Genomic DNA, 13,991 nt, shown 5'->3' on the forward strand with positions numbered 1-13,991 from the left:
AAAGGTCTGAAAGGGAGAAGACGCTTTTCGCCTCTCCTTTTCAAACCTCAGCTTTGAGTCATATACAGCTTTTATGCAATTATATCAGAAAGCACCTCTGTTGTCATCTTTTTCATAACGGGCCCTTTCGCCGCCAATGAGGGGCGGTCTTGTGCGGGCACCGGTGACAATGGCTTCGCCTACCCTGTTATGGGTCAGATGGACCGGCACAGCCACCCGCTTCAGGTGCATGCCGATGAGAGTGAGCCCGATATCCAGTCCCCCATCGGCTTTGATTTCTTCCACTGCCACAGGGTCCCTGAAATGGTAGTAAGCATTGGTGGCAAAAGAGCCGCCGCCATGAAGCCAGGGAACGACGGTCACTTCTTCATAGCCATATTTCTCTGCAGTCTCCCTTTCCACAATAAGGGCACGGTTCAAATGCTCGCAGCACTGGAAGGCCAGACGAAGGCCATTCTTTTCCGCGATCTCCATCAGCGTTTCCACCACGGCGGTGCCCACTTCGTAGGAGCTGTCCTTACCGATACGGCCGCCCCGGATTTCGCTGGAGGAGCCGCCGATGACGATGAGGCTTCCCTTTCTGAAATGGGACTGGCTCAGCAGTTCTTCAAAGGCTTCCGCCGCTTCTTTCTTCAAATCTTCATACATGGGATTCATCTTCTTCTATCTTGGCAATCTTGCCGATTCTTCTGGCATGACGGCCGCCCTCAAAGGGGGTCTTCAGAAATTCATCCAGAATAAATTCAGCCAGCCCCGGTCCGATGACCCGGGCGCCCATGGTAATAACGTTGGCATCATTATGGGCTCTGGTGAAATGGGCAGAGAAGGTATCACCGCAGAGGGCTGCGCGAATGCCCTTCATCTTGTTGGCTGCAATACACATGCCGATACCGGTGCCGCAGATGAGGCAGGCATAGGTGGCTTCCCCTTTCTGCACCAGCCGGCAGGCTTTCTCTGCAAAGTCCGGGTAATCGCAGGACTCTGTGGAATCGGTGCCGCAGTCGATATACTCGATTTTTTCTTCATCCAGATGTTTCTTCAAAGACGCTTTCAGCTCAAATCCGCCATGATCACTGGCAATGGCAATCTTCATAGGACTCATCCTTTCCATGAACAATAGAACTTCCATACGGACTCATTGTACATCAGAATTGGCAGGGATGTAAAGAAAAAAGGGTTCAGGAAGCAGAGGGCGGTGGCGGATGACGCCGCGGGTTGTGTAGAAGGGTTGCGGAAAAAGGTTCTTAGGATTGATGGGCCCTTTCGGGCCCAAGGGTTCGTAAGTTTGACGGCCCTTCGGGCCGAGGGTTGCGGTATCGCCCTATCGGGCGATGAGTATTATAATGCCGCCTTTCGGCGGTCACGTCCACATCGAGTATCATAATCATTCTTCCCCTCGTCTACCCCTTCACCGCTCAACGCATAGCGAAGAATAAAGTCCCCCCGCCGGGGGGAAGGTGGTGGCGCCAGCCACCAAAAGGGGTGCATTCCCTCGCTCTACAGTAAGCACGGGTTATAGTGCCCCTGAGGGGAAATGCCACGTAGTGGCAAAAGGGTGTACAAGGGTAAGCATACCAATGGAACTCACCATCATTCACCGCGGACCAGCTTTGCCCGACTTGGCAATTCTATGCAGAATTGCCACTTAAGGAAGGGCCTGACGTTACGTGCTTCCCTTTGTGTCTCCAGTGGTGCATGACGAGGTGCCAGAGTGTCAGTCCTTCTCTTTCTTTTCCACCACGATATGGTACCCCGATGCTTTGGTGAGGCGGTTCATGATGGCCAGGCCCAGGCCTTTATCATCGGTGCCTTCTCCTATGATCTGGTCCACCGGATGTTTGTTGAAATAGAGGAGGCCGGAAAAGAGGTTGTGGGCGAAGCTTTCTTTGCTGTCACGGCTGCCCCAGACGAAGACGGGGATGTTTCTATCCAGTTTGTCTGCGATTTCACGGCTCACGAAGAAGCCGTAGGTCTTGTCTTTCCTGCCTGCGAAGGAAAGGATTTCTTTTTCCACTTCTTCCCTGTTTCCCGTGTACACGGTGAGGGGGGCAGAAGGTGCGTAGTGACGGTATTTCATGCCCGGCGCTTTGGGATGGGCATTTCCTTTAGCCAGAGCGCTGTCTACTACGGTGGGAGCAAAGGCGGAGAGCATTTCAAGGGTAATGCCGCCGGGGCGGTAGATGATGATCTTTCCCTTTTCGATGCCGATGACTGTGGATTCCACGCCGATGCGGCAGGGGCCATCGTCGATAATGGCTTCGATGCGGCCTTTCATGTCATGGTATACGTCTTGCGCCGTGGTCGGACTGGGTTTTGTGGAAAGATTGGCGCTGGGGCCGGAGATGGGGACACCGGCTGCGCGGATGAGGGCTCTGGTGGCCTCGTTGGCCGGGCAGCGGATGGCAATGGTGTCAAGGCCGCCGGAGGTGGCTTTGGGGATGATGTCTTTCTTTGGAAATACGATGGTCAGAGGTCCCGGCCAGAAGGCATCCATCAGTTTTTCTTCCAGCGGTGTCACTTCTTTCACATAGCGGGACACTTCTTTCTTATCCGCCACGTGAACAATGAGGGGGTTATCTGAGGGCCGTCCTTTGGCGGCGTAGGTTTTCCTGGCTGCTTCTGCATCCAGGGCATTGGCACCCAGGCCGTACACTGTTTCCGTAGGAAAGGAAACAAGGCCCCCTTCTCTGATGATTTTTCCCAGTTCAAATACTCTTTTTTTGAAATATTCTTCATTCACCGGTACGATGTCCGTGGTCATGGTTCTGCCTTCTTCCTGCAGTATACGGCTCTTTCAATGCCGCCGTAATCGGTAATTACTTCAAAGGAATCAAATTTCCCTGTTTCTTTCAAAAGGTTCACCACATCAGCAGCCTGATGGATGCCGAATTCCGCCGCCAGAAAACCGCCATCTTTCAAATGTTCTGCAGCTCCTTCCGCCAGTTTCCGGTAGAAGGTGAGTCCATCAGCCCCGCCATCCAGGGCATTCATCGGTTCATGGCGCACTTCTTCGGCAAGGCCTCTGATGTCTCCTGTGGGAATGTAGGGCGGATTGGTAAGGATGCCGTCAAAGAGTTCCCCTTCTTCCAAGGCGGTGAGGTAGTCTCCCCTGCGCCAGGTGACCCGGTCATCCATTTTGAGGGTCTTGCCGTTTTCTTCTGCCACTTCCAGGGCTTTTTCTGAAATGTCTACTCCTACGCCGGTGTCTTCTTTGCAGTAGTAGAGGAAACTTAAAAGGATGGCGCCGCTGCCGGTACCCAGGTCCGCCACGTAAAGGCCCTGTTCATTTCTATGATACTGGATTATCTTTTCCAGCCAGGTTTCCGTATCAGGCCGGGGAATGAGCACGTCTTCATTCACTTTGAAGGTGAGACCCATGAATTCCTTTTCTCCGATAATAGCAGCTGTGGAGACCCCACTCACCCGCTTTTTGATATATTCCCGGTACAGGGAAAGCTCCGAGGGCTCCACGATGAGGTCGAAGTCGGTGTAAAGGTAAATCCGCTGCTTATGGAGCACATGGGCCAGAAGGAGTTCGGCATCCAGACGGGGAGAATCCAGATGATGTTCCTGAAAGTAATGAGTTGTCCAGAGGAGGAGCTTTTTAATGGTCCAAATGGTACTACCGGCCATTAGCTTCCCCTTCTTTCATCCGTCTTGCCAGATCCTCTTCCATGAGTCTGTCCAGAATGGGGTCCATATTTCCGTTCATGAAATCATCCAGCTGGTAAATGCTCATATTCACCCGGTGGTCCGTCACACGTCCCTGGGGGTAATTATAGGTACGGATACGTTCAGACCGGTCGCCGGAGCCTACCTGGCTCTTCCTGTCGGCAGCTTCCTTACTGATGGACGCACGGAGGGCCTGGTCATAGAGACGGGATTTCAGAATCTGCAGTGCCTTTTCCTTGTTCTGCCGCTGGCTTCTTTCATTCTGGCAGGTCACCACCATGCCCGTGGGCAGATGGGTAATACGAATGGCCGAGGAGGTTTTATTGATATGCTGTCCGCCGGCGCCGGAGGAACGGTACACATCGATGCGAAGGTCTTCTCTCCGGATATCCACATCCACATCTTCCGCTTCCGGAAGCACGGCTACGGTAACAGCGGAGGTGTGCACCCTGCCCTGGCTTTCGGTTTCAGGAATGCGCTGCACCCGGTGCACGCCGCTTTCAAATTTCAGAATGGAGTAGGCATTCTTTCCTTCAATGGTGCATGTCACTTCCTTGAAACCGCCCAGGTCCGTTTCATTGGCATTGGCAATCTCCAGTTTCCAGCCTTTCCGTTCTGCAAACTTAATGTACATCTTGAGAAGGTCCGCCGCAAAGAGGGCCGCTTCTTCACCGCCGGTACCGGCGCGGATTTCAAGAATGACATTCTTGCCATCATTGGGGTCCTTGGGAATGAGCATTTTATGGATTTCCAGGTCCAGCTCTTCCATTTTCTTTTCATTTTCCTTCAGGTCTTCCTTGGCCAGCTCGTGGAGGTCCGCCTGGGACTTGTCTTCCAGAATGTCCTTCGCATCCCTGACAGCCTGGTCCGCTTCCTTGTATTCCCGGTACTTGGCTACAATGTCCCCCAGTTCCGCATGTTCCTTGGACAGGGCCCGCCATTTGTTCTGGTCCGCAATGACAGAGGGGTCGCTAAGCTGGTCCTCCAGGGTCACATAACGGGCTTCCATGCCCTCCAGTTTACTCGTCTGCATATGATTACTCCTTTATATGAAATGTAAGAAATCCTTCTTTAATATGTATAAAGTATATCACAGGGTGAAAATGGGCAGTAAAAAACAGGGCCTTGCGCCCTGTTTCTCAGTCGGATGTTTTTCCGTAACGTTTGTTGAACTTTTCGATACGGCCGCGAGCCTTTCCGAAACGCTGCTGTCCTGTATAGAACGGATGGGATTTGCTGCTGATATCAATATTGATCAGCGGATATTCATTGCCATCTTCCCATTTCACAGTCTGGTTGGAAGTAGCTGTAGAACGGGTCAGGAAAGAGTAGTCAGCACCGATATCACGGAAAACGACTGGATGATAATCCGGATGGATTCCCTTCTTCACTTGTTGCACCTCATTTCAAATACATAGATAATTCTTTGCTATTATAACAAACGATCCCATCGAATGCAAGGGATAATTTTAGAAAAAATCCCCTGCTCTTTCGCTTTTGTGCCAGAACCTGTAGATATAAGGTACAAATACATGTTTCCAGTCCCTGGTTTTACCCCTTTTCCAAGGGAGTCTTCGTTTGTAACTTCTGATTCATCTTTTTCAAAAATATGAGTAAGGCGCGTTAATATTTCATGGCCAATTATTAGAAATTGTCAAAAAACTTATTGACTTTGCCATAATGTTGTACTAAACTTAAGTCATGTAAAGTACAGCGCATGAAGAATGTACAAGTACCTGGGAAACATCTTGTACTTTCGGGTTTGGACTGTACATAACCCTGCATTCCAGGGAAATTTTCAAAGGAGTGATTTTTCATGAAAAGAAGTATTAAAAGTGTTTTAACTGCATCTATGGCAGCTCTCTGCGTTATGGGAATGGGTATGTCCGTCAATGCGTACGAACTGAACCCAGAAGTAAAAGACGTAACTCCGGCCCTTCGTGAAGCTTCCACTGTAGGTGTATGGACACATGAAAACCCGGCAATGAAAAACGCACCGGATAAAGATGCCATCCTGGTTATGACCTTCGGCACCACCTTTACCGATACCCGTCATAAGACCATTGATGCCGTAGAAAAAGCTATCCAGGAAGCAAGCCCGAACGTACCGGTATATGAAGCATATACTTCCCACATCATTATTGACCGCGTAAAAGCAAAAGAAGGCATCACCAAGCTGACTCCGGAAGAAGCTTTTGCCAAACTGAAAGCTGACGGCTACACCCGCGTAGCTGTTGTTTCCCTGGACGTCATTCCGGGCATGGAATACAGCTATGACTCCGTAGTCACCAAGATGCAGGCTCCTAACTTCAAGAAGATTTCCCTTGCTACCCCGCTCATGTATTTCCAGGGCACCGAAGGCGAACCGGATCAGGTCGTTGATTTCCTGAAAGCCGTTTCCACCCAGTTCCCGAAGATGGGCGCTCACGATGCTACCCTTATCATGGCTCATGGCACTCCGCACCCCGGCAACGCTTACTACAGCGTTATCCAGGATAGACTCCATCAGCTGGGCATGAACAATGTATTCGTTTACTCCGTTGAAGGCCGTCCGAACCTGGAAGACGTCATCCCGAAACTGAAAGCAGGCGGCTTCAATCATGTAACCCTTATGCCTATCATGATGGTTGCCGGCGACCATGCAAACAACGATATGGCCGGCTCTGATCCGGACTCCCACAAGAGCCAGCTGGAAGCACAGGGCTTCAAAGTTTCCACCTACATCCACGGCCTTGGTGAAAACAAAGCTGTCAGAGATATCTATGTACAGCGCGCTGATGAAGCACTGGCAGCACTGCAGAAATAATTTGTGGTATGATATGTAAGAGATGATTTGTCTCTGCATTAGACCCCTTCGTCATCTCGGCGAAGGGGTTTATTTCATCTTAATAAAAATAAAGGAGAATCTGATGAAAAAAATACTCGCAGCAGCTGCCGCTGCCATCCTCTGCTTCTCCCTTTCCGCCTGCGGCACGTCCAAACAGGAAGGAAACGGGAACGGCGTCACCTACACCTACAAAGACCAGACCATAACCATGAAGGCGCCGCCGAAGCGGGTGGTAGAGCTTTCCGCTCCCCTTCTCAACATGGCCTATGCTGTAGGCGGCACTTCCGCAGCCCGGCCGGAAACGACAAGCCCCATTCCGGAAGAAGCCAAATCCCTCCCTACCCTGGGCCACGTACAGAACATCAACATGGAAACCCTGGTAGGTATGAAACCAGACCTGGTACTTGGTGAAAAGAACCAGAACTCCAAGCTGGAGTCTCTTTTAAAGAGCAACAAAATCCCCTACCTTCTCGTCCAGTATGACGGCATTAATGATAATGTGCCCCTCCTGAAATTTATGGGTCAGCTCTATGACCAGCAGGCCAAAGCGGACAACGTGATCAAAACCTATGAAGAAGGAGTGAAGGCAGTAGAAGATAAAGCCGCTTCCAAGACGCCGGCCAAGGTCGCTGTCCTTCGCGCCACCGGCAAGGATGTGACGGCAGAAACACCGAAATCCATCTGCGCCTCCATGGTGGAAATGCTGAAAATGGACAACGTCATCACCAGCCATAAAGACATCAAACTGGACAGCAAAACTGTCCCCTACTCTCTGGAACAGCTCTCTGCTGATGATCCAGACACCATCTTCATCGTCACCATGGGCAAGCAGAATGAAATCAACAAGAAACTGGACGAATCCATGAGAAGCAACCCTTCCTGGGCCCACTTGAAAGCGGTGCAGAACAACCGGGTCTACTTCCTGGAACCGGACCTCTTCCTCATGAACCCCGGCATACGGACACCGGAAGCCATGGAAAAACTTTACCAGCTGGCTTATGGAGAATAAAGGAAACAAAAAAAGGGGCTGTGAAGAAATGACACAGATGCTACCCTGCCCCACCGTCATTTCGACGAAAGCGTTGCGTAGTGGAGAAATCTCACTTCCTAATGGTAACGGGAGCACGGTGGCAGGAGATCTCTCGACTCAGAGTCTCTATAGTGCCTGGAACCCTTTGTCCTGCTAACGACATGGAGCTCCGCTCGAGATGACAATGAGGACAAGCCCCTTACTGTCATTGACACAAAAAAAGACACCAAAAAGGGGCTGTGAAGAAATGATTTACATTTTTTCACAGCCCCTTTTTTATTGTCCCGCCACAGGGGAAAATCCTCAGGTGCACCGGCCCTATGGGGTACCCGCCGCAACCCTCACGGCCCTGGGCTGTGTCGGACTTCAGCCCCTTAAAAATCTTCGGTCCCTGCGGGAATACTGGAAAGCACCGCCCCCATCCCGGCCGCGCCGCCAGTCCGCTATCCCGACACTTATGTATCTGATTTATCAAGAAGCCCGTTGATGCAGATCATGGGCCTTCCTTTTCTCATTTCCACATCCGCATCTACGTCGAAGACTTCAGCTATGGCTTCATGGGTCATGACTTCCATAGGCGGGCCATGGCGCTGAATGATGCCGTTTTCAAGGACCAGAAGATCCGTCGAATAGCGGACAGCCTGGTTGATTTCATGAAGCACCATGACCACCGTCAGATTTTCTTCCCGGTTCAGCCTGGACACCAGTTCCATTACTTCCAGCTGGTGGCACACATCCAGATAGGTGGTGGGTTCGTCGAGAATCAGTATTTTAGGTTCCTGGGCCAAAGCCATGGCAATCCACACTCTCTGCCTTTCACCGCCGGAGAGGCTGGCCACCAGACGGTCTTTCAGGTGGGTGGTATTTGTTTTTTCCATAACCTCTGCCACCACTTCCCGGTCCCTGGTGGAAACGCCGCTCCACCAGTGCTGATAGGGATAGCGGCCGCAGGAAACCAGTTCTTCTGCCGTCATGTCTTTGGGCACGTCGTGGAACTGGGGCAGGAAGGCCACTACCCTGGCCATTTCGTCGGAACTGTAGGAAGAAAGGGGCCTGCCGTCGATTTCAATGGAACCCTGCTGGGGCTTCAGATTTCCGGTCACCGTCTTCAAAAGGGTCGATTTGCCGCAGCCGTTTCTTCCTAAAAAGGTAACAATACTCCCCCTTCTGATGATGCCGCTGGCACCTCGAAGAACGTGATGGTTTCCAAAGGAAACATGAATGTCCGAAATTTTAATGGCTATATCGTTCGTACTCATCATGCGCTCCTTCTTAAGAGATACAGGAAGAAAGGCGCACCCAGAAAGGCCATGATAATCCCGGCCGGGATTTCAATGGGCGAAAAGAGCACCCGTCCCAAGGTATCGCAGAATACAAGCACCCCGGCCCCCAGAATGGCAGAGCCCGGCACCACATACTTATAGTCCGTACCGATGATGAGGCGTACAATATGGGGCACCACCAGGCCTACAAAGCCGATGAGGCCGGCAATGCTGACGGCACCGGCAGCCAGAAGGGCCGCCACGGCGGTCATAGAGAACCGTACCTTTTCTACCGGCACTCCCAGGCCCCGGGCCGTTTCATCGCCAAGACTCAGGATAGTGAGGGCCTTGCAGCCTGCCAGTGCCAGGACCAGACCAAGAACGGTGTAAGGAAAAAGGGCTTCCACCTGGGGCCAGCTTCTGGCCGAGAGACCGCCTACCATCCACAGAAGGGCGCCCTGCACTTTATCGGAATAGAAAACAAGAAGGGCGGAAATCCCGCTTCCCAGAAAAGCGCTCACTGCCACACCGGCCAGAATAATGCGGCTGGGACGAATGCCATTCTTCCAGGCCAGGGCATAGACTGCCGCCGCGGAAAGCATGGCCCCCACAAAGGCCACGGGAGTCAGCAGAAGCGAAGCCTCCGGCATGAAAATCAGCATCATCACACCTGCCAGGCCTGCACCGCTGGAAACACCTACAATGCCGGGATCCGCCAGGGGATTCTTCATCACCGCCTGCAGAATAGCGCCGGATACAGCCAGATTGGCACCCACCAGGGCGCCCACTATATTTCTTGGGAACCGGATATTCCAGATAACCATGTCATCCGTCGTTTCCACATGGCCCATCAGGGTATGCATGATGGAGGCGAAGGAAATATCGGCAGAACCGAAAATCAGGCTGAAAACCATGGCAAATGCAGTAAAGGCGGCAAAAATAAAGATAATCAAAATGCGAAGGCCCTTGCTCTTCCCGGTTTCGTTTCTTTTCTCTTCCATACACCCACTCCTTCAAAAGAGAAAATACAAAAAAGAAGCAGTGCTGATTCTTTTAATCACCCGCTGCTTCTCTAATGGAACAGTATCAAAATATCAGTACTATTTAATTATAGCATCTTCAGATATTAATACAAGAGTTTTGCGCCCTGTGGTTCCAAAGAAACGGTTCCCTAGAACCTTCAATCCCTTTGGGCGTGTCTTATTTCTTTCCCTGCACGTAGAGCATATTATCTCTTTTGACCAGGTTGTACATGAGGGCGTTCACGCAGGATGCCACGATGGAACTGCCGCCTTTGGTGCCTCTCACGGTAATGTAGGGACAGGGAGCGCGGCGTACCAGCTGTTCCTTGGAGTCCGCAGCGCCTACGAATCCTACGGGGATGCCGATGATGAGGGCCGGACGGATGCCGTCTTCTTCTACCATGCGGATAGCTTCATAGAGGGCGGTGGGAGCGTTGCCTACGGCAATGATGGAGCCGTTCAGGTCGGTGCCGAAAGAGTTCATGGCTGCCATGGAGCGGGCAATGTTCTTTTCTTTGGCAATCCTGGCGATTTCCGGGTCTGCCACGCGGCAGAATACTTCGCCTCCCAGAGCGGAAAGAGCTCTTTTGTTGATGCCTGCTTTGACCATGTTCACGTCGCAGTAAATATTGCAGCCGCCGGCGAGGGCTTTGATGCCTGCTTCTACAGCGCCTTCACTGGTACGGATGAGATGACCATAGTCCACGTCGCCGGAGGCGTGAATCATGCGGGAGTATACGGTCACTTCTTCCGGAGTGAGGTCGATGTCGCTGATAAAGGGATCAATGAGATCCATGCTTTTTTCTTCAATGGCTCTCGGGTTTTTGATGAAATCCATAATGTTCCTCCATATATTTCAAAACGCCTTCGGTGGTATCAAAGACCGGGACGCCTTTCAAATCTGCTTTTGGTTTATCGATAACGATGACGGAAATACCGCTGTCCATAGCTGCTTTCAGTTTGGTGTCGCTTCCGCCGATGAGTCCGCTGTTCTTGGTCACCATGACGTCGCAGTGATAATCGCGGATCATGGCCAGGTTCATTTCATAGGAAAAAGGTCCCTGGATGGCCAGAATGTTTTTGGCTTTCATGCCCAGGTCTTCACACATTTTTATCACATTGGATACAGGAAGCACCCTGGCCCAGATGGTTTTGTCCTGAAGGGAAGGTTCGTGGACGAAAACGGGAAGGGTTTTGGAACCGGTGGTGAGAAGAACGCTCTTACCCAGGCTGCCTGCCAGCTTTGCTGCTTCGTATTCATCTTTGGCATGATAGAGTTTGTCATAATCGGGAAGGGGAATTTCCGCCCGTTCATAGCGCACATAGTCGATGCCCGTTTCCCTGGAAGCGGCAAGGGCTGTTTCAGACACCACGGCGGCGTAAGGATGGCTGGCGTCAAGGATGAGGGTCACGCCCTTTTCCTTAATGACCCGCACCATGTCTTCTTTTTTGAAACGGCCCACTTCGATGTCAAGGCCCTTATGGGCAGCCAGCACTTTGCCGTACTGGCTCACCACAGTCATGAGGATTTCCCGGCGGCTTTCTTCCGGCTTGGCCATTTCCCGGTCAGCCAATTCTGCGCCGATTTCCCTGCCATCCTGGGTACCAGAAATAATCCAGATCAAACCTTGTACCCCCTTGGTGTAATCATGATTCCATCAGCCACATAGGTGTTGCTGTTGCCGATAATGACAGTGGACTGCATGTCCACATCCGCTTTTAGCAGTTTTTCCAGAGTGGTAACGGTGGTGCTCATGCCGGGACGTCCGGCCTTTCTTACGATACCCACCGGTGTTTCAGGTTTGCGATATTCCAGCACAATGTCACGGATCTGGTCCAGATAGGTGGCACGGCCCCGGCTCTTGGGGTTGTAAATGGCAATGACAAAGTCTCCTTCTGCTGCCAGGCGGGCTCTCCTCTTAATGAGATCCCAGGGAGTCATGAGGTCGGAGAGGCTGATGACTGCATAGTCGTGCATCAGCGGCGCTCCCAGGGCGGCAGCGGCTGTATTGGCAGCGGTGAGGCCCGGAATGATTTCACAGGAGGGCCGCTTTTCTCTGTCAACCTTCTCTACCAGTTCCAGTACCAGGCCGGCCATGCCGTAGACGCCGGGATCGCCGGAGGAAATGACAGCCACCTTGTGACCTTCTACAGCCAGGTCTACTGCTTTCTGGCAGCGGTCCACTTCCTGACGCATGCCATTTCCTACCACTTCCTTATCCCCGATGAGGTCTCTCACCAGGGCGATGTAGGTGTTGTAGCCTACGATAATATCAGAATCTTCCAGCGCCTTTACGGCTTTGGGAGTCATTTCCTCCTCGTGACCCGGTCCAATGCCGATGACCCGGATAATCCCAGGGCAATGGCCACCGTGGCACTTGCAAACTTCGTTTTCGGCAGAAGCGTTTTTCCCTTCATTGATTCCATTAACGCTGCTGATTGACATACGTTTCCCACTCCTATCGTGTTTTCTACAAATTTTGAAATCGGTAAACCAAAATCTTCCGTCACTTTCCTAAGTTCCTCTGCCTTATAGAAATGAATGGGAAGATGATGGTGCATAGCAAAATCAAGAAGGCCTTTTTCATCGGCCTTGGCATCCACACTGGCCAGGGACGCCACCTGGTATTCATAGGCCCGGGCCTGGAAAAGAGCTTTCTGGAAAGCGTCTTCAATGAGCGCTTCCGCTGTTCCCCGTTTGCAGCCTATGCCCACATACAAATTCTTCGGTATGAGCCTGACAAAAGGTTTGTCCGCATGGACTTTTTCATTGGAAATGATGACGCAGCCTTCAAACTCTTCCTTTGGAAGATCTGCCAGGGGCAGGAAGGAAATGCCTTTTTCAGAAAGCCGCTTTCCTATAGATACCGCTCCCTCTGTTTCCATATCGAGGAACCAGCACACCCTTTTCCCTTCGGCAATAAAGCTGTTCACCGGTTTCAGGGCCCCTAAAGGCTCCACCCGCATCATGAGCTCCCGAGCCACATCATCGGGGGCCCTTCGTTCATGGACATCGGTGGCTGTGGTAATGACGGGATCCGCCCCTGCCGCTGCCGCCACCTCCCGGGCCCAGGCATTGGCACCGCCCAGATGGCCGGAGAGAAGGGAAATGCAGTGCTTTCCGCATTCGTCCATCACCAGCACTGCCGGATCCGAAGCTTTGCTCACCACATGGGGAGCCACGGCCCGCACCGCAATACCGGAGGCCATGATAAAGAGGAGGCCATCATACTTTGTGAAAATGTCCGACGTGAGAGCCAGGGTGCGGTTGAAATACACCGCTTCTCCCCCGCTTTCTGCGCCCTTTCTTTCATACAGCGTTCCCTCTCCGGAAATTCCATCTTTCACCCGCCGGCCAAGCAGGGCTCCTTCCCGGGAGACTGAAATCACTGCGTACTTCATTTTTCGTCAGTTCCTTTACGGAACATGGTGGTGAATTTGCTGTCATAAAGTTTGGACAGGTCATAGTCCGTATCCAGCACCCTGCCTACCACAATCATGGCCTGGCGCACCACGCCGGCTTTATGGAGAATATCGGCAATGGTATCGATGGTGCCGCGGAAAATCCGCTGGTCCGGCCAGGTAGCTCTTGCGACGATGGCCACCGGTGTATCACCCGGATATCCGCCTTCCTTCAGGGTTTCCATCACCTTTTCAATGGCATGGACAGAGAGGAAGATGCACATGGTGGCCTGGTGGGCTGCCAGAAGGGACAGTTTTTCCTTAGGCGGCACAGGCGTTCTGCCTTCCATGCGGGTAATAATGACAGTCTGGGAAATCCCGGGCAGTGTATATTCCTGCTTCAGGGCAGCCGCGGTAGCCAGGAAAGAGCTCACCCCCGGCACCACTTCGAAATCCTCGTCAGGAATACCGGCAGCGCGGAGTCCATCCATCTGCTCCTGGATGGCGCCGTAAATGGCGGGATCCCCGGTATGCACCCGGGCCACCTTTTTGCCCGCTTTCAGCGCTTCAATTTCCACCTGAAGCACTTCGTCCAGATTCATGGTGGCGCTGTTATAAATGGCAGCTCCTTCTTTACCGTATTTCAGAATTTCCGGATTCACCAGGGAGCCGGCGTAAATAATGACATCCGCTTCGCTGATCAGTCTCTTTCCCTTCAGGGTAATGAGCTCCGGATCTCCGGGGCCTGCACCAATAAAATATAATTTTGCCATAAA

At 52.1% G+C, this 13,991-nt stretch carries 15 protein-coding genes; 2 read left to right on the plus strand and 13 right to left on the minus strand.

The genetic code is table 11. The annotated features are described in order from the left end of the window. Nucleotides 1–84 precede the first annotated feature (84 nt). The 6 genes from NW747_RS08705 to NW747_RS08730 all read right to left on the minus strand — a co-directional run bounded on the left by NW747_RS08705 (nt 85) and on the right by NW747_RS08730 (nt 5,063). Nucleotides 85–648, minus strand: a complete 564-nt coding sequence (locus NW747_RS08705; protein WP_273186893.1) for a TIGR01440 family protein — start codon at nt 646–648, stop codon at nt 85–87. Continuing rightward, a complete protein-coding gene (gene rpiB, locus NW747_RS08710) occupies nt 641–1,093 on the minus strand; it encodes a ribose 5-phosphate isomerase B (protein WP_008858974.1) in 453 nt (150 codons plus the stop codon). Before rpiB ends, NW747_RS08705 begins: the two co-directional genes overlap by 8 nt. 621 nt (nt 1,094–1,714) lie before the next feature. Continuing rightward, nucleotides 1,715–2,761, minus strand: a complete 1,047-nt coding sequence (locus NW747_RS08715; protein ID WP_273186896.1) for an L-threonylcarbamoyladenylate synthase — start codon at nt 2,759–2,761, stop codon at nt 1,715–1,717. Next, the gene (gene prmC, locus NW747_RS08720; RefSeq protein WP_273186899.1) at nt 2,758–3,633 is read right to left on the minus strand and encodes a peptide chain release factor N(5)-glutamine methyltransferase; all 876 of its coding nucleotides are present in this window, start codon (nt 3,631–3,633) and stop codon (nt 2,758–2,760) included. The genes NW747_RS08715 and prmC overlap by 4 nt, the downstream gene beginning before the upstream one ends. Then, nucleotides 3,623–4,705: a peptide chain release factor 1 gene (gene prfA, locus NW747_RS08725; RefSeq protein ID WP_273186902.1), complete on the minus strand. Its 1,083-nt coding sequence runs from the start codon at nt 4,703–4,705 to the stop codon at nt 3,623–3,625. The genes prmC and prfA overlap by 11 nt, the downstream gene beginning before the upstream one ends. Before the next feature lie 106 nt (nt 4,706–4,811). Continuing rightward, a complete protein-coding gene (locus tag NW747_RS08730) occupies nt 4,812–5,063 on the minus strand; it encodes a type B 50S ribosomal protein L31 (RefSeq protein ID WP_008858969.1) in 252 nt (83 codons plus the stop codon). Nucleotides 5,064–5,488: 425 nt separating this feature from the next. Between NW747_RS08730 and NW747_RS08735 the strand changes: the two genes are divergently transcribed. Both NW747_RS08735 and NW747_RS08740 read left to right on the plus strand, forming a co-directional pair. After that, complete coding sequence (locus NW747_RS08735) at nt 5,489–6,478, plus strand: sirohydrochlorin cobaltochelatase (protein ID WP_273186905.1); 990 nt, start codon at nt 5,489–5,491, stop codon at nt 6,476–6,478. A gap of 103 nt (nt 6,479–6,581) precedes the next feature. Further along, nucleotides 6,582–7,508, plus strand: coding sequence for an ABC transporter substrate-binding protein (locus tag NW747_RS08740; protein WP_273186907.1), 927 nt, complete (start codon nt 6,582–6,584; stop codon nt 7,506–7,508). A gap of 476 nt (nt 7,509–7,984) precedes the next feature. Here the strand turns inward: NW747_RS08740 and NW747_RS08745 are convergent, their stop codons facing one another. From NW747_RS08745 to cobM, 7 genes are all read right to left on the minus strand, one after another. Beyond that, the gene (locus NW747_RS08745; RefSeq protein WP_273186910.1) at nt 7,985–8,791 is read right to left on the minus strand and encodes an ABC transporter ATP-binding protein; all 807 of its coding nucleotides are present in this window, start codon (nt 8,789–8,791) and stop codon (nt 7,985–7,987) included. Continuing rightward, entirely contained in the window at nt 8,788–9,792 is a 1,005-nt protein-coding gene (locus tag NW747_RS08750; RefSeq protein ID WP_273186913.1) for a FecCD family ABC transporter permease, read from the minus strand. The genes NW747_RS08745 and NW747_RS08750 overlap by 4 nt, the downstream gene beginning before the upstream one ends. A 199-nt stretch (nt 9,793–9,991) precedes the next feature. Next, nucleotides 9,992–10,651, minus strand: a complete 660-nt coding sequence (locus NW747_RS08755; RefSeq protein WP_008858964.1) for a precorrin-8X methylmutase — start codon at nt 10,649–10,651, stop codon at nt 9,992–9,994. Further along, nucleotides 10,620–11,438, minus strand: a complete 819-nt coding sequence (gene cobK / locus NW747_RS08760) for a precorrin-6A reductase (RefSeq protein WP_273186916.1) — start codon at nt 11,436–11,438, stop codon at nt 10,620–10,622. Before cobK ends, NW747_RS08755 begins: the two co-directional genes overlap by 32 nt. After that, on the minus strand, nt 11,435–12,124 hold the full coding sequence (gene cobJ / locus NW747_RS08765) for a precorrin-3B C(17)-methyltransferase (RefSeq protein ID WP_273186919.1): 690 nt from the start codon (nt 12,122–12,124) through the stop codon (nt 11,435–11,437). The genes cobK and cobJ overlap by 4 nt, the downstream gene beginning before the upstream one ends. Next, nucleotides 12,121–13,215, minus strand: a complete 1,095-nt coding sequence (locus tag NW747_RS08770) for a cobalt-precorrin 5A hydrolase (RefSeq protein ID WP_273186922.1) — start codon at nt 13,213–13,215, stop codon at nt 12,121–12,123. The genes cobJ and NW747_RS08770 overlap by 4 nt, the downstream gene beginning before the upstream one ends. Next, a complete protein-coding gene (cobM, locus tag NW747_RS08775) occupies nt 13,212–13,988 on the minus strand; it encodes a precorrin-4 C(11)-methyltransferase (RefSeq protein WP_273186925.1) in 777 nt (258 codons plus the stop codon). The genes NW747_RS08770 and cobM overlap by 4 nt, the downstream gene beginning before the upstream one ends. Nucleotides 13,989–13,991: the final 3 nt, after the last annotated feature.

Source organism: Dialister succinatiphilus, from assembly GCF_928721695.1.
Lineage (GTDB): Bacteria > Bacillota > Negativicutes > Veillonellales > Dialisteraceae > Dialister > Dialister succinatiphilus.

Bases quoted from the DNA above. Each gene is read 5' to 3' on its own strand.
- cobJ (WP_273186919.1), bottom strand. From the start codon at position 12,124: ATGACTCCCAAAGCCGTAAAGGCGCTGGAAGATTCTGATATTATCGTA.
- NW747_RS08705 (WP_273186893.1), bottom strand. From the start codon at position 648: ATGTATGAAGATTTGAAGAAAGAAGCGGCGGAAGCCTTTGAAGAACTG.
- prmC (WP_273186899.1), bottom strand. From the start codon at position 3,633: ATGGCCGGTAGTACCATTTGGACCATTAAAAAGCTCCTCCTCTGGACA.
- NW747_RS08715 (WP_273186896.1), bottom strand. From the start codon at position 2,761: ATGACCACGGACATCGTACCGGTGAATGAAGAATATTTCAAAAAAAGA.
- NW747_RS08750 (WP_273186913.1), bottom strand. From the start codon at position 9,792: ATGGAAGAGAAAAGAAACGAAACCGGGAAGAGCAAGGGCCTTCGCATT.
- NW747_RS08735 (WP_273186905.1), top strand. From the start codon at position 5,489: ATGAAAAGAAGTATTAAAAGTGTTTTAACTGCATCTATGGCAGCTCTC.
- rpiB (WP_008858974.1), bottom strand. From the start codon at position 1,093: ATGAAGATTGCCATTGCCAGTGATCATGGCGGATTTGAGCTGAAAGCG.
- prfA (WP_273186902.1), bottom strand. From the start codon at position 4,705: ATGCAGACGAGTAAACTGGAGGGCATGGAAGCCCGTTATGTGACCCTG.
- NW747_RS08740 (WP_273186907.1), top strand. From the start codon at position 6,582: ATGAAAAAAATACTCGCAGCAGCTGCCGCTGCCATCCTCTGCTTCTCC.
- NW747_RS08770 (WP_273186922.1), bottom strand. From the start codon at position 13,215: ATGAAGTACGCAGTGATTTCAGTCTCCCGGGAAGGAGCCCTGCTTGGC.
- NW747_RS08745 (WP_273186910.1), bottom strand. From the start codon at position 8,791: ATGATGAGTACGAACGATATAGCCATTAAAATTTCGGACATTCATGTT.
- NW747_RS08755 (WP_008858964.1), bottom strand. From the start codon at position 10,651: ATGGATTTCATCAAAAACCCGAGAGCCATTGAAGAAAAAAGCATGGAT.
- cobM (WP_273186925.1), bottom strand. From the start codon at position 13,988: ATGGCAAAATTATATTTTATTGGTGCAGGCCCCGGAGATCCGGAGCTC.